The organism is Microcoleus asticus IPMA8, assembly GCF_013179805.1.
Classification (GTDB): Bacteria; Cyanobacteriota; Cyanobacteriia; order Cyanobacteriales; family Microcoleaceae; genus Microcoleus; species Microcoleus asticus.
The window spans coordinates 1-17249 of record NZ_SRRZ01000086.1; the positions used below are offsets into that span (position 1 = coordinate 1).

A 17249-nucleotide genomic window follows, 5' to 3' on the forward strand; every position below is an offset into this window, starting at 1 on the left:
AATATGATTCAGGATGTCGCTCATGTTTCTGTCTCAAAAAAGCTTTACGATCTTCTTGTACCACAAAATGTTACTATTTTGGAGATGTCTTATGGAGTAATTTGGTGGACATGGTGGACAGGGGAGGCGATCGGAACACTTGTTTTTGGACCAGTCTTATTAGCATGGAGTCGGGAACTTCAGCCAATTAAATTACTATTTAAACAAAGATTTGTAGAAGCAGCACTGTTACTATTCCTAGTAATTATCATCAGTCAGATTAGTTTTGGCGGTGGATATCCTGTCGTGTATATGTTGATTCCCCTCTTAGTTTGGTCAGCCTTTCGATTCGGACAACAGGGTTCAACATTACTAATCGTCATCGTGTCAGTCATTTCTATGGTGGGAACTGCTAAGGGTTTAGGGCCATTTGTTCGTCCGTCACTCAATGAGTCATTGTTACTATTGCAATCCTTTATGAGTGTTGTTGCTATTACAACTTTGATTTTATCGGCGGTAATTACAGAAAACACAGAAGCAGAAGCCCGACTAAAAAGATCAAATGAAGAGTTAGAAAGTAGAGTCGAGGAACGCACAGCAGAACTCGCCCATGCTAAAGAAAAAGCCGAAGTTGCCAACAGTGCCAAAAGCGAATTTTTAGCCAACATGAGCCACGAATTACGCTCTCCTCTCAACGCAATTATGGGATTTTCTCAAATTATGACTCGCTCTCAAACCCTCCCTCGCGAACATCAAGAAAGCGTCGGCATTATCTCTCGCAGCGGCGAACACCTACTAACCCTCATTAACAACGTTCTCGACCTCTCTAAAATCGAAGCAGGTAAAACCAGCCTTAATCCTAAAAACTTCGATCTCCATCGCTTACTTGACGACATACACGATATGTTTCAAATGAAAGCTGAAGAGAAAGGTTTACAGTTACTCTTGGAATACGATCGCAATCTGCCTCATTACGTCCGTACCGATGATGTTAAATTGCGTCAAGTTCTCATTAACTTGATTAATAATGCTCTTAAATTTACTCAAGAGGGAGGAGTTTCAGTAAGAGTTAGCGTTTTAGAAACTCCTGTCCATTCCCAACAAACAGCGGCAGCGGCTGATACCAATTCATACACCATACATTTTGAAATTGAAGATTCAGGATCTGGAATTGCCCCTGAAGAAATTGGGAATTTGTTTGAAGCCTTCACCCAAACAGAAACCGGAAAACAAGCTCAGGAAGGTACGGGTTTAGGCTTGCCAATTAGCCGCCAACTTGTGCATCTTATGGGAGGCGATATTACAGTCAAAAGCCAAGTGGGACAATGCACAATCTTCTTATTTAATATTCAAGTTAATGAAGTAGAAGCTAGCGACATTGCTACACACCAACCCTCTCGCAGAGTCATCGCTCTAGAACCCAATCAACCCAAATATCGCATTTTAATAGTTGACGATAAACCTCTCAATCGCCAATTGTTAATTAAACTGCTATCTCCCTTGGGATTTGAGCTTCAGGAAGCCAGTAACGGTCAAGAAGCAGTTGACATTTGGGAGAGGTGGGAGCCAAACTTAATTTGGATGGATATGAGGATGCCGGTGATGGATGGTTACACCGCTACTCAAACTATTAAATCTCAGACAAAAGGTCAAGCAACGGCGATTATTGCTTTGACAGCTAGCGTACTAGAAGAAGAAAAAGCGGTGGTTCTGTCGGCGGGATGTGATGATTTCTTGAGGAAACCTTTCCGAGAGGAAGAAATATTTAATGGGATGAATAAGCATATTGGAGTGAAATATGTTTATGAAGAATTAACACCCAAAAATACGGATAAAATACAAACAAGAGAGGTTCTAACCACAGAAGCACTGGCAGAAATTCCGAGGAATCTATTAGCTCAACTCCAAGAGGCCGTAATGTATTCCGATTCTGAATTAATTGCTGCGGTGGTGAAAAAAATAGCTACTTACAATGAGCCTTTAGCTGAGGCGATCGCAACTTCTCTACACAACTTTGAATATGAAAAGGTTTTGAACTTAATTGCGGCTACTATAGCATAAAAGGAGTAAAACATGAACGACAGTCAAGGTCAAATTTTTATTATTGATGATACGCCCGCAAACTTACATCTGCTTGTCAGTCTTCTTAAGGAAAATGGCTACCTGCCGCGAGCATTTCCGAGCGGCAAGTTAGCTCTAGGAGTTATTGAACAATCATCTCCTAGTTTGATTTTGTTAGATATTCAAATGCCACAGATGGATGGCTACGAAGTTTGTAAACATCTCAAAGCTAACGAATTGACTTGGGATATTCCAGTAATTTTTATCAGTGCTTTGGATGAAATGATGGATAAGCTAAAAGCTTTTACTGTAGGTGGCGTAGACTACATTACAAAACCATTTCAAGCAGAGGAAGTTTTAGCTCGGATTTCTACTCATTTAGAACTCAGTCGCTTACAAAAACTCCTGAAACAGGAAAATTCTCTTCAGGCTCAAAAATTAGCGGAACAAAATTGCCAACTCCAGCAGATGAATGAAGCATTAGAGAAAGCTAATCAAGAGTTGAAAGAACAATACAGTCAACTCCAGCAAGCGCAATTGCAAGTAATTCAAAGTGAAAAGATGTCGGCATTAGGTAATTTAGTTGCTGGAGTTGCCCATGAAATTAATAATCCTGTGGGGTTTATTTATGGCAACCTCGACCAAGCTGGGCAAGCATTACAAGATTTGATCGAACATCTGAAATTATATGGCGATCGCGCGACTGAAACAGATATTAACAATCATGCCGCAGAAATCGAGCTAGACTATCTCCTAGAAGATGTGCCGAAGATGATAGACTCAATGAAAGTGGGGTGCGATCGCATCAAAAGTATCAGCACGAGTTTACGAACATTTTCCAGAGCCGATCGCGATTTTCCAGTGAAGGCGAATCTGCATGAAGGTATTGATAGCACAATTTTAATTCTCAAACATCGCCTCAAAGCTTCGGAATTTAGACCGGAAATTGAAGTTATTACTAATTATGAGGATATCCCAGAAATAAAATGCTTCTTGGGCCAATTAAATCAAGTATTTATGAATATTTTGGCTAATGGGATCGAGGCAATAGAAGAATCAAATCACGGACGTACTTTTGCCGATATTAAAGCCAACCCAAACCGGATTACGATCGAAACTGAACTATCGAGCGATCGCGAGTCAGTTTTAATTCGTTTTAGCGATAATGGCATCGGCATGACAGAAGAGGTAAAACAAAAAATTTTTGATTATTTATTTACTACAAAATCCGTAGGGAAAGGCACGGGTTTAGGAATGGCGATCGCGCGTCAAATCATAGTAGAAAAACATCAAGGGACAATTACAGTTAACTCTACTCCAGGAGAAGGAACGGAGTTTATACTGGAATTGCCGATTCTCAAAAATTAACCAAAATTATAGCAACCGCCAGGGCGGTTTAGGGGCGCTTAGGCTAGGGGAAGAAGGGAATAGAATCAGCGAATTTCAAAAACTCAGAACGTCTTAATTTTGTAAGTTCGGTTTAGTTCCACGGGCCCAACTTCAGTTCGCCTTCCCGGTGATGGCTAGCTTTTAGTTCGATCGCCCTTTTCCGACATAATTCGATCGACAAATTCGCAGCAATTTCATTAAGAATCATAAATCCCAAAACCTCATTGCCCAAACAGACCCTTTCTGTGCAAACCTAAAAAACAGCAGACACAATTTTATAAACTCTAATTACAGAACCCTCGCAACCAGTTATGCAAACTCTGCCGAACCCCACTAAAACCCCCACCACCGAACCAACCTTCGACACCACCATCAAACGCCGCAAAACCCGGCCCGTCAAAGTCGGTAGCGTCACCATCGGCGGCGGCTACCCCGTCGTCGTACAGTCGATGATTAACGAAGACACCCTCGACATCGACGGATCAGTCGCCGGAATTCGGCGCTTGCACGAGATTGGCTGCGAAATCGTCCGCGTCACCGTGCCCAGCATGGCCCACGCTAAAGCTTTAGCCGAAATCAAGCAAAAACTGCACGCCACCTACCAACCCGTGCCCCTCGTTGCCGATGTCCACCACAACGGCATGAAAATTGCCCTCGAAGTGGCGAAACACGTAGACAAAGTGAGAATCAATCCCGGACTTTACGTGTTCGAGAAGCCGAAAGCCGACAGAAGCGAATACACCGACAGCGAATTCGCGGAAATTGGCGCAAAAATCCGCGAAACCCTGGAACCTCTGGTGATTTCCCTGCGCGACCAAGGCAAAGCTTTGCGAATCGGCGTCAATCACGGTTCCCTCGCCGAACGGATGCTGTTTACCTACGGCGACACGCCCGAAGGCATGGTAGAATCGGCCCTGGAATTCATCAAAATTTGCGAATCCCTAGACTTCCGAAATATCGTACTTTCCCTGAAAGCCTCCCGCGCGCCGGTGATGGTTGCTGCTTACCGCTTGATGGTGCACCGGATGGACGAACTCGGCATGGATTACCCGCTGCATTTGGGCGTCACCGAAGCAGGAGACGGCGAATACGGCCGCATCAAATCCACCGCAGGCCTCGCACCGCTGCTGACTGACGGTATCGGCGACACCATCCGCGTCTCGCTGACAGAGGCCCCAGAAAAGGAGATTCCCGTTTGCTACAGCATTCTGCAAGCCTTGGGACTGCGGAAAACCATGGTTGAGTATGTCGCTTGTCCTTCCTGCGGTCGCACTTTGTTTAATTTAGAGGAAGTGTTACACAAAGTGAGAGAGGCGACGAAGCATCTCACGGGTTTGGATATAGCAGTAATGGGCTGTATTGTCAATGGCCCGGGAGAAATGGCTGATGCTGATTACGGCTACGTCGGGAAGCAACCGGGTTATATTTCGCTGTACCGGGGCCGGGAAGAAATTAAGAAAGTGCCAGAAGACCGAGGTGTGGCAGAATTGATTGATTTGATTAAATCGGACGATCGCTGGGTTGAGCCTTAGCCCCCGAAGAACAGGCTTTCGGGCCGGTTCCACAAAACATCAAGTTTCTTGTGGGCCGTTGCTCCTAGCCCGTCAGGAACAGGCAAGATGCCTGTTCCACAATAAAAACATCAAGTTTCTTGTGGGCCGTTGCTTCTAGCCCGCCCTGAATAGAAGTCGGCAAAGTTGAATAATATATGTACGCCAAACGCGAGCCGGCTTTGCCTGTGTTAGATTGAGCGTAATTATTCTGAACTCTTTTTCTCCCGCGCGTCAGACAAATGGTTATAACAAAACGAGGGCTTGTTCTAAGTGCAGCAGCAGTGGTACTCACTGCTGTAACTCTTGCGAACACTGGTTGCAGTTCTAAATCTCTGGCTTCTTTTCGGGGAAGCCCTAAAGAATTGGTTGATGAAGTTTGGCAGATTATTGACAAAAGTTATGTGGATGGCACTTTTAACCAGGTTGACTGGAAAGCGGTGCGGAATGATTATTTGAACCGGACTTATACCAGCGACGACGAAGCTTACAAAGCAATTCGGGAAATGCTGAAGAAGCTGGACGATCCTTATACGCGGTTTATGGACCCTGAAGAGTTCAAGAATATGCAGGTTGAAACTTCTGGGGAACTGACAGGAGTTGGGATTCAGTTGACCCAAGATGAGGAAACCAAAAAGTTGGTGGTGATTTCGCCGATCGAAGATACCCCGGCTTTTACTGCTGGTATTCTGGCAAAAGATATCATTACTAAGATTGACGGCAAGAGCACAGAAGGCATGGATACGAATCAAGCGGTAAGTTTGATTCGCGGTCAGGCGAATACTGAGGTGACGCTGACCATTTTGCGGGAAAAAAAGGAATTAGAATTTAAGCTGAAGCGCGCTAAAATCGAAATTCATCCCGTGCGGAAGTCGGTGCAGAAAACTCCCATTGGAGAAGTCGGCTATATTCGCTTAAATCAGTTCAGTGCGAATGCTGCATCGGAAATGCGATCGGCAATTAAGGATTTGGAACAGAAAAAGGTGACAGGCTATATTTTAGACTTGCGTTCCAATCCCGGCGGGTTGCTGTACGGAAGTATTGAAATTGCTCGGATGTGGCTCAAAGAAGGTACGATCGTCTCGACGGTCGATCGAATCGGTGAGGCCGATAAACAAACGGCAAATAAGGCAGAGCTCACAGACAAACCGTTAGTTGTACTGGTAGACGGCGGTTCAGCAAGTGCTAGCGAGATTCTATCCGGTGCTTTGCAAGACAACAAACGCGCGGTTTTGGTGGGAACAAAGACGTTTGGTAAAGGTTTAGTTCAGTCAGTACGCGGCGTCGGAAATGGTGCGGGTTTGGCGGTGACAATTGCCAAGTATTTTACTCCTAACGGCACTGATATCAACCACGCCGGAATTGAACCGGATTTTAAGGTAGAACTCACCGACGCTCAAAAACAGGAATTGAGGCGCGATCGCGATAAAATTGCTACGGCGGCCGATCCGCAGTACGCGAAAGCTATGGAAGTTTTGACACAGCAAGTTACTGGTAAAACCGGGAACAATAAGGCTGAGGCGAAACCGAATGCTGCGCCACCTAAGCCGACTGCAACGCAAGCAAAACCGAGTGCAGCACCTTCTAAATCGAAGTAGAAAACCTGTGTAGGGTTTCAGTTAAAAAAAAGCATTCGGGGGAATGATTACGGCTCAAAGCCAACATTTTCAACTCGAATGCTTCGCTATTTTTTGCAATGCGTCAATGCGAGTCAATCGATTTGAGATTTTAGATTTTAGATTTTAGAATTGAAGCATTGACAAGGCCCAAAAACGGATACGCTGCCACGTACTTAAGTCCTGGAAAGATAAAAATTTTAGACCCTAGTTCAAGCTCCCAGATTTATCTGTGGGGTAAATCTAAAATCTAAAATCTAAAATCTCAAATCGACTGACCCCACGGATAAATTCGGGGCTCCTTTATCGGATACAGGTTTTTTATTTCTGGACGGATGAATCCGGGGGCTTGTATCCTGGATGCTTTTGGTCATTGTGGCTGGCATTTGCCGGCGCGAATTAATCCGATGCGGCGGGCTATGGCATCTTCGGGCGAATCGTAAGGGCCCCACTTTTCAATAATAGTGGGGTTTTGTTGTTCGAGTTGCGCGCTCGGCAAAATCTCGCAATTACCGGCAGGACGTTTGACAATATAAAATTTTGGTGTTTCTGTCATAGCTAAATTCGTCAAATAAAAGCTGGATACTAACTAGGCAATTGGCTCATTATATCAAATAGGGAAACAGCACTACCGTGCCCAAAGCCTGTCTTAGCATTAAACCCGCAGTCCGACATTGGTTTCAACCCCTGCAGGAGTGCGGATTTAACCGCATGGAATTAATAAGAATTAAAAAAAACTAACACTTTCGGAAGATGCCACAATATTTATCTATTATCAAAATATAGACATTTGTCTAAACAGTGGATTAAGCCCTTTCATAAGTGGCGAAATATTCTAATCAATACCAAAAAAAACCATGCAATTTCTACCCAAAACAATCCCCGAAATTCAACCAGAAATCATACCAGTTAAAGAATCACCGCCAGAACTTGTTACTTTCGATGTCGGCGGGATGAAATGTGCCGGCTGCGCGAAAGCTGTGGAACGCCAACTCATGCAGTATTCAGGCGTAATTTCAGCTTGCGTTAACTTGGCCGTAGAAGTCGCGACGGTTGAGTGTCAACCGGGGACTGTCGATGCAGAAGCTTTAGCGAAAAAGTTGACTGATAATGGATTTCCCTCTCAGTCTCGTTCAGGTGAAAATCAGCAGGAAGCAGAAGCGACAACAATTGAACGGCGACGGCAAGAAATTCGACAGCAAATCAAGCAATTGACGATCGCCCTAATCCTAATTATTCTATCCGGTTTAGGTCACGTACTCGGCACAAAAGCCCCAATTCTCAGCAATATTTGGTTTCACTGGGGACTCGCCACCCTAGCTTTGCTGCTACCGGGCCGCCCGATTATCGTTGACGGGTGCCGCAGTTTGTGGCGAAATGCACCTAACATGAATACTTTGGTAGCTTTAGGCGCTGTGACAGCTTACACCGCTAGCAACGCCGCGCTGCTGTTTCCACGGATGGGATGGGAGTGCTTTTTTGACGAACCGGTGATGCTGCTGGGCTTTATTTTGTTGGGCAAAACTCTGGAACAGCAAGCCAGACGGCGCGCTGCATCAGCTTTGCAAGCTTTAATCGCATTGCAGCCTGCGAAAGCCCGCTTAGTTGATTTTAAACTCCCGAGTTTAGATTTGCGATCGGAAGAATTGCCTTTAGACTCGACATCTGCGGTCTACGATCCACAATACATTGAAATTCCAGCCGATCGCGTCCGAGTGGGAGAATGGCTGCAAGTTTTGCCCGGGGAAAAAATTCCGGTAGACGGTGAAGTTTGCGAAGGCAAAACAACGATAGATGAGTCGATGCTGACTGGCGAATCGATGCCGGTTTTGAAGCAACCAGGAGATACAGTTGCCGCCGGAACTATCAATAAATCTGGGGCAGTTGTGATGCGGGCAACTCGCACCGGTAAGGAAACAACTGTAGCTCAAATGGTGGCTTTGGTGCAGGCAGCCCAAACTCGCAAAGCGCCGATTCAAAATTTAGCTGATACTGTCGCGGGATATTTTGTGTATGGGGTAATGGGGATATCGCTTTTAACTTTCCTATTTTGGTATTTTGCCGGCACTCATATTTGGCCTTCTGTGCTTTTAGGACACGGGGCAATGGATATGGGACACGGAGTAATGAATATGGGAAATGAATTGCCTATTATCCATTATCAATCGCCTTTGCTGTTAAGTTTGAAATTGGCGATCGCAGTTTTAGTTATTGCTTGTCCTTGCGCTTTGGGACTGGCTACCCCAACAGCAATTTTAGTCGGTTCTGGCATCGGGGCGGAGCGCGGACTTTTAATTCGCGGTGGCGATGTTTTAGAACGGGTGCATCAATTAGATACGGTGGTTTTTGATAAAACTGGCACTCTGACAACCGGAAATCTCACACTCACAGATTATTTGCCGATTTTCCAGAATTCGGAGTGGGATTTGAACTCAGATATTAATGTTGGAAACAAACAAGATGTTTGTTCCACAATTGATGGAGTCTCTGGCGACAAACAAGATGTTAATTCCACAAGTGATGGATTTTCTGGAGACAAACAAAAGGTTAGTTCCATAATTGATGGAGTTTCTGGAAACAGGCAAGATGCCTGTTCCACAATTGATGGAGTTTCTGGAGAGAAACAAGATGTTTGTTCCACAATTGATGGAGTTTCTGGCAGTGCGGTTAATTCAAAACTGCTGCAAATTGCGGCGGCGGTGGAAAGGGGCGCTTGTCATCCCATCGCCGCAGCGATTTTGCTGGAAGCTCAACATCAAGGTTTGCCGATGCTAGCTGCTGAGGATTTCTGCACGGAACCGGGATTCGGGGTTTCTGCTTTGGTGGAGGGCCGGCGGGTGTTCGCGGGGAATGCCGAGTGGATGAAGGAGCAGGGGGTCGCTGTGGCGGCGGAATTGTCGGGGTCTTGCAAAGGCAAAACGGCGGTTTACGTGGCTTCTGGGGGCGTTTTGCTGGGGGTAATCGGGCTAAAAGATAGTCTGAGGCCGGATGCTAAGGCGACGGTGGAACGTTTGCGGGGCATGGGATTGCGGGTGATGATGCTGACGGGAGATACAGCGTCAGCGGCGGCGGCGACAGCGCAGCAGCTAGATTTGGCGGCGGCTGATGTTTTGGCCGAGGTGCGGCCGGAGGGCAAGGCTCGGGCGATCGCGACTTTGCAAGCCCAAGGCTGTAAAGTGGCTGTGGTGGGGGATGGCATCAATGACGCCCCGGCTTTGGCTCAAGCTGATGTCGGTATCGGTTTGCACTGCGGCACGGATGTGGCAGTTGAGACTGCTCAAATTGTGCTGATGCGAAATGCTTTGATGGATGTTGTTGAGTCGATCGAGCTGGGACGTGCTACTTTCAACAAAATTCGCCAAAATTTATTTTGGGCTTTTGGTTACAATACTCTGGGAATTCCGGTTGCAGCCGGTCTTTTGCTGCCTGCAACCGGAATTCTACTCAGTCCTGCGGCGGCCGGTGCATTTATGGCGTTTAGTTCTGTTAGCGTTGTGACAAATTCTTTGTTTTTGCGCCGGGGATTTCGAGCTTAAATGTATGGATGACAGATAAAAGTCGGAGGTCATCGGTCATTAGTTAGGAATTAATGACTGATGACCTCATCCCAAGAGGGTGACAAACCCCTCACACCAGGAGTCGAGACCCAAGAAGTTTCGACGTTACTTAGAACCCCCTGATTCATCTTTAGAGTCAATCGAAAATCTCACACCTCAAATTGACTGACTGATGGCTACAGTGCCATACTTTCCAAGAGCCGCCAATTATTGTTGTTCATAATTGAACGACTCACTAGCTCGAACATTTGACGGCAGTGGTTGTTGGTTTGCAGTGGCAGTTCCTCGTTTTTAATCACGAAGTTCATGCGAACCTCTGAGTCGCTGGCCGTGTTTTTCTCAATTAGGACTTCTGCGGTGACAAGTTTGGGAATCGAAACTTGACCGGGAAGTTCGCGAGCCATGACGGAATCTCCTGTATTGTAGATAATATCAAGATTGCATGACTCTAAAATTTCAATCAGGGACTGACGGAGACGGTCGATCGGAACGGCAACGATAAAAAAACCAGTATAGCGAGCCATAGACAACTCCAGCCGTGAGGCATTTAGACTTTATTATCATACCGAACCTAGAACCGATTCACAGAACAATATAGATTTATTTTATTCAGGTGGAAAGTTAGGGCAATGAAAGGCAAACTTATCGTGTTTGAGGGGGTTGAAGGTGCGGGTAAAACTACGCAAATGCAGCGGCTGATACATTGGCTGCAAGCAAGTTGCTTTCTGAAAGTCCGGTTGGTGGCTACTCGCGAACCGGGGGGTACTGAGTTGGGAAGGGGACTGCGACATTTGCTGCTAAAACAAGATTCGGGGGAATTTGTATCCGATAGAGCAGAATTACTGATGTACGCTGCAGATCGCGCTCAGCACGTCGAAACTTTTCTTAAACCAGAGTTATCGAAAGGAACGATTGTTTTATGCGATCGCTTTACTGACTCTACGATTGCTTATCAGGGCTACGGCCGCGGTCTTAACTTAAATTTAATTAAACAGTTGAATGAAATTGCCACCTGCGGCTTGGAAAGCGATCTGACTTTGTGGCTGGATATTAAGGTGGAGGCGGGTTTGGCGAGGGTAAGGGTTCGGGGAGGGTGCGATCGGATCGAGCAAGCTGATTTGAAGTTTCACCGTCTTGTACAGCAAGGTTTTGCGGAGTTAGCCCAGGAAAATAAATCTCGAATTGTCCGGATAAATGCCGATCGCCCTGAATATGAAGTCGCTCAGGAAATTCAAACTATTGTAACTAGCAGGTTAGAAGCTTGGGGATATTTAAATAATACCAATTCTGAAAAATAGCGCTACATAATATCTAGAAACACGGCAATGCCGTGTCCTGCTCCAGGAACTTACAACTTAACATTGTTAACTCAAAACAATTATTGAGCAGTCCATTAAACCACAATAGCCTTTTAGTATTATAGTAGCCGCGCCGACGGTTATGATGTACTTAATTGCTAAAACCCTAGATTTTCTTCCTTCTTCCTTCTTCCTTCTTCCTTCTTCCTTCTTCCTTCTTCCTTCTTCCTTCTTCCTTCTTCCTTCTTCCTTCTTCCTTCTTCCTTCCGCTTCCTGATTGTTAATTTAAACTACTTATTGTCCCAGGTTGATTTTCTCGGCACAATTGGGTTATGGCCTCCGCCGGTATTGGTTTGCTAAAGAAGTAACCCTGGCCCATATTGCACTGATGCGACTGCAAAAAAGCCAACTGTTCTGCTGTTTCTACTCCCTCAGCAATCACCTGTAAATTCAGGCCCTGTCCCAAGGCGATCGCCAGTTTGACAATAGTAGCACCGCTGCTGCCGTTCACCAAATCAGCCACGAAGGATTTGTCTATTTTTAAATTATTAAGCGGAAAGTTTTTTAGAGACCACAGCGAAGAATAACCGGTGCCAAAATCGTCCAGAGAAATTTGAATTCCCATTTCCTGCAACTGCTGCAATACCGACACCGTTACATTCACATCTGTCATGGCAACGCTTTCGGTAATTTCTATTTCTAAATACTGATGATTTAACTTGGTTTCTGATAAAATTTCAGCGATGGTTTTTACCGTGTTAGCTTGCAGAAACTGCCGGCCTGACAAATTCACAGCTATCCGCATCGGTGGCAATCCCAGTAACTGCCACGCTCGATTTTGCAAGCAAGCAGTCCGCATCACCCATTCGTCAATTTGGCAGATTAATCCTGTTTCCTCAGCTAAGGGAATAAATCGATCGGGAGAAATCAAACCGCGTTCGGGATGCTGCCAGCGAATCAGAGCTTCCATGCCGACTATTTGGCGAGTATTTAAGTTTATTTGCGGTTGATAGTGCAGCACAAACTCGGATTTGTTAAGAGCTTTATAAAGATGATTTTCTAAGTTAAGATCCTCGGAGACTTTACTGCCGATCGCCCGCGTGTAAAACTGATAATTATTCCGACCTTTCTGTTTAGCTTTGTACATCGCAGCATCAGCATTTTTCAGCAACGTTTCTGCATCTTCTCCGTCGTAAGGAGCCAAAGCAATTCCCAAGCTAGCCTTAGTATAAAGTTCTAGACCTTCAAAATCAAAAGGACTGCTTAAACTCTGGATAATTAGCTGGCAAATCTTAGTTGCTTCCTCACGGCTGTTGAGATTGTACAGCAGCACGGTAAATTCATCCCCGCCCCAACGGGCAATAGAATCTCCCGCGCGCAAACAGTTACTCAAACGCCGAGATACACTTTGCAGCAACAAATCGCCCACTGGGTGTCCGAGAGTATCGTTAACATTTTTAAATCTATCCAAATCTAGAAAGATCACCCCCAGCATTTCGGCGTTTTGGTGAGCGCTAGCTAAAGCTAAAGACAGCCTTTCATTAAAGAGCAATCTATTAGGTAAACCGGTTAATGAGTCGTGAGAAGCTTGATGTCGGATCATCGCCTCGACGCGCCTCTGCATTGCAGCCATGTACAGGTGAGTTCCTAAAGCTTTTGCTAGCTTCTGTTCCTCGCTGCTCCACGGTTGAGTTTCGCCGGTTTTGATTTCTTTCCAAGCTGCAAACGACTGTCGGGGACGATCGGTCCGGACGTCGGAACTGCAACGGCCCGCCCACATAATTTCGGTTTCTATAGGGCTGCGAAAAATGGTGAGACAGCCGATGCACTGTTGGCCGTATTGCAGCGGTACTGCCAAAAACGATCGAATGGAAGCTTCGAGAAAATTGGCAGATAAAGATTTGATTTGAGGTTCTTTAGAAATATCGGAAATCGCGTACAAGTGGGGTACGATTAAACTAGAAATATTTTTGTCAATTGAAGTGTAATGCTGGGAATATATATTTTGAAAATAACCTAATTGGCTGGTATCAGGAGTTTTTGCTCGATCGTCTTGGTTGGGAAACCCCATGATCTGCTGCCAAAACGGGCTGAGTTCAAGGTCGATGTCCGAGGGCTGCTGACCGCAGGTATAAAGTAAAGCCGGCCGATCGCCAAACTCGGCTGCAATGTACAGTCGCCCTCCCGAACCATGCAAATGGTTGACAGTTTGTTCGAGAACTGCTTGCCGAATTTCGGTTAGTTCTAGAGGAGAGTGCAGCAAACTGGTAATTTGGTTGACAACGGCTTCGTCGCGCGCTTGCTGTCGAGCTTGACTGAGCAGAAAGGATTGGGCGATCGCAATTGAAAGTTGATCCACAAGCAACTGCACCATTTTCAATTCTCGATCGCTAAACCGTTTCGGTTGGCTGTGGTGAGAAACCAACAGCCCCCAAAGCTGATTTTGATGCAAAATCGGCACTGTCAGAGAAGAACGTGCCCCCATAGCCTTCAGATATTCAGCGTGACAGGGGTCTACAGGACGATAGCTAATATCTTCAACTGCTAAAGTTTTGCCGGTTTCGAGAGAATCTAAGCGATTAATTATTTGATGCTTCAATTCCACATCTACAATCACTCGCTGCCGCGCTTTGAGAAACATTTCCCGAGCACTATTGGGAATGTCGCCTGGTGGAAAGCGCAAACCCAGCAGAGATGACAAGCTGTCGCCGTTGATGGACTCAGCAATGACCTCACCGCTACCGTCGGACTCAAAGCGATAAATTTTTACCCGATCGCTCGCTAAAAAGCTGCGGATTTCTCGGGTGGTTGTCATCAAAATCTCTTGCAGTTCTAAAGAATTGCGGATGCGATTGGTAATTCGATTCAGTAAAATCTCTTGTTCTAAAGCCGATTGCAACATTTGTCTAACTTTTGTGCGGGGCATCTGTTTTGAGCTCCAAAGCTGTTGACAGCATCTTTGCGAGCCACAGTCTTTACTCGCCCTGTATTATAGAATACAACACTTTTGCGACATCTATTCGATTTAGCCAACCCGGGAGCCAGCAACTTGGTTTGTGCAGATATTATCTGGTTTCCCGACAAATTTCCCTGAGAAACCGCGTTTCTCAGAGCAGTTAGAGGAGAAGGAATCAGCGATCGGACAAGTAGTTAAGACGAAAGCTCGATCGAGTTAGATCGGGACTGAAGTCCTGACTGCAAAATACTTTCAGAATTACAAGGCAACAGATATAGAGAAACCGGGTTGACGTAACAGCATTCTGGCTCAAGAGCGCAGAATACTGGTTCGTCAACCCGGCGTGTAAGTATTTATACTGTGAAATATTGCGTTAAGCCGACTCCCAAATTCCCCGAATTCTGTCCGGCAAAAAGCCCGCTATTTCCTGAATTCGCTCCTCGGACAGCTCATCCTTCGTTGCCGAGAATACAGCGGCGATCGCAGTTTCCGGTTTTACTCCCGAAGGAAGTGCGCCTTCTTGTTCCACCCGAAAAGCAAACAAGTCGGAATCGATCACGAAAGGTGCAGGCCCGTGCCAAGGCGGACGCACCCGGCTCAGCAATCCCACCAGCGGATTCATATCTTTCCAGAGGTCTGCTATTTCTTTTTGCAGGGTTTTGTCGTCCGTAGGCAAAACTTCTTTGTGCAGTTCAGCTTCCACGCGATCGCTGGCTTCTGTTGTCATCAAATCGCGCATTGTCCGGTACACTAATTCGGTAATGTCGCGGGCATCAAAAATATCCTCCAAGTGACCGTTTACCATCACTTTTTCCAAAAACGGCATATCCTTTGAAGCGATAGGAACTGCCGATCCTTCCTGGTGGAGCGACTTCGGAGGATTTGTCTCCATTTTCTGTAACAGTTTGCGGCCTTTTTCTGTTAAATCAGCTTCTTGAAATGCCACTAAAGGCGGCAATAACTCAGTTCCTCCGTAAGGCTCTCCACTAAACTCCGCTTTGATAAATTCTTTTTGGTTGAGGTAGTCCAAATGACCTAGCAATTCCGCTTCCGCCACCTCGTGACCGACATATTCTTCGGCTGCGTTCCTAATTTCCGACTCTCCCTTGCCGTTTCCGCTGCCAATCTTTTTGAGCAAAATGTAAGTCAGGTCCTCTCTGATTGGAATTGTCATTTAAACCTCCTAGTTAATATCCGGTAAAGCTCAAGTAAAAACTGAATTTTTTTACTTGCTAAAAATGTGATGATTACTACTTAAAAATATTAAACTCTAAACTAGAGTAATAAGTATCTCTCAGCAGGTGGAAGTTGTGAAAATTAAGTGTGCGGTAGAATCTTCCTCTAGGTAGATCCATGTAGGGGAACCCAGGTTTACTGTTGTGATTATCCTGAAAAGCTGCCGCCACTCTTCAATGCTATTACGCTAGGATGCTTTATTGGTAATATGTTCCGTATTTATTACGTGTTGTTACCAAAGCTGACGTACCGATAGCGCCTAAGTTGGTAATTGCGGCTGGGGTAGGTACAATTAAGCAGATGCTATGCGATCGATCGACTTTGGCCGTCTTTGCCCCAGGTTGTAGCGATATTGTACAATCTGGTGATATCGGTAACTAGCCATCTGAGAGCTACAAATACGAGCCAATCTGTTTCAAGTGCCCGAGCGCCACTTGAAGAATGCCTCGGGGAAAAGTTTTTTGATTCTTTTTTCGATCGTTTTTCGATCGGCATTTATGAACTACCCTACTTGGAAGAATAATTTGGAATCCTCGTTTTTAGATAGCGACGCATCGGCAGTTGACAAGCGTCCTTTAGTGTTGGCTGTAGACGACAATCACGACAACTTAGAGCTGCTGACACAAATACTCGATTTATTCGGCTGCGAGTGCATGGGAGCTGGGGACGGCTACGCAGCTATTTCAGCAGCAGTCGATCGACCTCCCGACCTAATCGTACTCGACATTTGCCTGCCGGATATAGACGGTATAGAAGTAGTAAAACGCATCCAACAAAACCCGGAGCTCAGACATATTCCGATTGTGGCTGTCACTGCACTAGCAAAAGCAGAAGACCGCGATCGGATTCTCCAAGCCGGCTGCGTTGAATACATTTCTAAACCTTTTAACATCAAGGATTTAGAAATAATTATCCGCCAGCACCTCAACTCTCAGATGTTTCTGGTTGAGTTTTAGGTTGAGTTTTAGACTGGGAACTAGAATCGCGAACTTTAGGTGCAGACTCCAAAATTGCGATCGTTCCGGTGCGGCCCGTCTCCAAGGTCGCATCGCTGAGCAAATCAGTTACTCCCACACCCAAAACCTCTTTGATTAAGTCTTTCAGTTGCCCTTCTAGGACTGATTCTAATTCCGTTCGCACCTGCCAAGCCAAATCTTGCTGACCGTTCTCAGCCAGCAGTTTTTCTGGTTGAGTAACCCCATTTTCGATCACAATTATCAACTTGTCATCCACAAGATGGCATAGCGGTTGACTCGTTTGTTGTCCGAGTTGAGAACGGTACAAAGCTTGAATCCCCTGCGAAAGACTCCGTTCTAATTTCCCGCGAGTAGGTTCTAAGGTTTCGCCGGTCATATTTTTTAATTAAAAAAAGATCGCTCAAAAACACACTTATTGAAGAAGGAAGTTCGGCAGCGAGCAATGTACGGGATGTAAAGGAGGGAAAAAGTCAGAAGCAATGTAATATCTTATGTTTCAGCAATGAAGAACGTGCTCATCGTCAGGACGATTGCTAAGCCCAGGCGCATCTAAATTTTACAGTCAATTTTGATGAAATTATTGTGGGGTATCTCGCCCGCCCGAAAAATACAACGCAAGATGCAGAAAAG

General features: G+C 45.6%; 13 protein-coding genes. 7 read left to right on the top strand and 6 right to left on the bottom strand.

Features of this window, described 5'->3' with window-relative positions; translation table 11 throughout:
* The 4 genes from E5S67_RS21145 to ctpC form a co-directional block, all read left to right on the top strand.
* A partial coding sequence (locus E5S67_RS21145) for a response regulator (protein ID WP_246276903.1) occupies nt 1-2040 on the top strand: 2040 nt, incomplete at its 5' end.
* Nucleotides 2041-2052: 12 nt separating this feature from the next.
* Nucleotides 2053-3408, top strand: a complete 1356-nt coding sequence (locus E5S67_RS21150) for a hybrid sensor histidine kinase/response regulator (protein ID WP_172190359.1) — start codon at nt 2053-2055, stop codon at nt 3406-3408.
* 332 nt (nt 3409-3740) lie between these two features.
* Nucleotides 3741-4961: a (E)-4-hydroxy-3-methylbut-2-enyl-diphosphate synthase gene (gene ispG, locus E5S67_RS21155; RefSeq protein WP_172190360.1), complete on the top strand. Its 1221-nt coding sequence runs from the start codon at nt 3741-3743 to the stop codon at nt 4959-4961.
* Nucleotides 4962-5221: 260 nt separating this feature from the next.
* The gene (ctpC, locus tag E5S67_RS21160) at nt 5222-6577 is read left to right on the top strand and encodes a carboxyl-terminal processing protease CtpC (protein WP_172190361.1); all 1356 of its coding nucleotides are present in this window, start codon (nt 5222-5224) and stop codon (nt 6575-6577) included.
* 388 nt (nt 6578-6965) lie between these two features.
* Here ctpC and E5S67_RS21165 read toward each other — a convergent pair whose 3' ends face one another.
* Nucleotides 6966-7151: a DDE transposase family protein gene (locus tag E5S67_RS21165; RefSeq protein ID WP_172190362.1), complete on the bottom strand. Its 186-nt coding sequence runs from the start codon at nt 7149-7151 to the stop codon at nt 6966-6968.
* Nucleotides 7152-7452: 301 nt separating this feature from the next.
* Here E5S67_RS21165 and E5S67_RS21170 point away from each other — a divergent pair, with 301 nt between their 5' ends.
* Entirely contained in the window at nt 7453-10131 is a 2679-nt protein-coding gene (locus E5S67_RS21170) for a heavy metal translocating P-type ATPase (protein ID WP_172190363.1), read from the top strand.
* Nucleotides 10132-10328: 197 nt separating this feature from the next.
* Here E5S67_RS21170 and E5S67_RS21175 read toward each other — a convergent pair whose 3' ends face one another.
* On the bottom strand, nt 10329-10676 hold the full coding sequence (locus E5S67_RS21175; RefSeq protein ID WP_172190364.1) for a hypothetical protein: 348 nt from the start codon (nt 10674-10676) through the stop codon (nt 10329-10331).
* A gap of 105 nt (nt 10677-10781) precedes the next feature.
* Here E5S67_RS21175 and tmk point away from each other — a divergent pair, with 105 nt between their 5' ends.
* Complete coding sequence (gene tmk / locus E5S67_RS21180; protein ID WP_172190365.1) at nt 10782-11450, top strand: dTMP kinase; 669 nt, start codon at nt 10782-10784, stop codon at nt 11448-11450.
* Nucleotides 11451-11730: 280 nt separating this feature from the next.
* Here tmk and E5S67_RS21185 read toward each other — a convergent pair whose 3' ends face one another.
* The 3 genes from E5S67_RS21185 to E5S67_RS21195 form a co-directional block, all read right to left on the bottom strand.
* Nucleotides 11731-14376 (bottom strand): EAL domain-containing protein, encoded by a 2646-nt coding sequence (locus tag E5S67_RS21185; protein ID WP_172190366.1) that lies wholly within the window; start codon nt 14374-14376, stop codon nt 11731-11733.
* A 403-nt stretch (nt 14377-14779) separates the two neighbouring features.
* Entirely contained in the window at nt 14780-15580 is an 801-nt protein-coding gene (locus E5S67_RS21190; RefSeq protein ID WP_172190367.1) for a DUF2267 domain-containing protein, read from the bottom strand.
* 365 nt (nt 15581-15945) lie between these two features.
* The gene (locus E5S67_RS21195) at nt 15946-16137 is read right to left on the bottom strand and encodes a hypothetical protein (RefSeq protein WP_172190368.1); all 192 of its coding nucleotides are present in this window, start codon (nt 16135-16137) and stop codon (nt 15946-15948) included.
* Nucleotides 16138-16139: 2 nt separating this feature from the next.
* Between E5S67_RS21195 and E5S67_RS21200 the strand changes: the two genes are divergently transcribed.
* Entirely contained in the window at nt 16140-16598 is a 459-nt protein-coding gene (locus E5S67_RS21200; protein ID WP_172190369.1) for a response regulator, read from the top strand.
* Here E5S67_RS21200 and E5S67_RS21205 read toward each other — a convergent pair.
* On the bottom strand, nt 16567-16995 hold the full coding sequence (locus tag E5S67_RS21205; protein ID WP_172190370.1) for a Na-translocating system protein MpsC family protein: 429 nt from the start codon (nt 16993-16995) through the stop codon (nt 16567-16569). The two genes, E5S67_RS21200 and E5S67_RS21205, sit on opposite strands and share 32 nt — an antisense overlap.
* Nucleotides 16996-17249 lie beyond the last annotated feature (254 nt).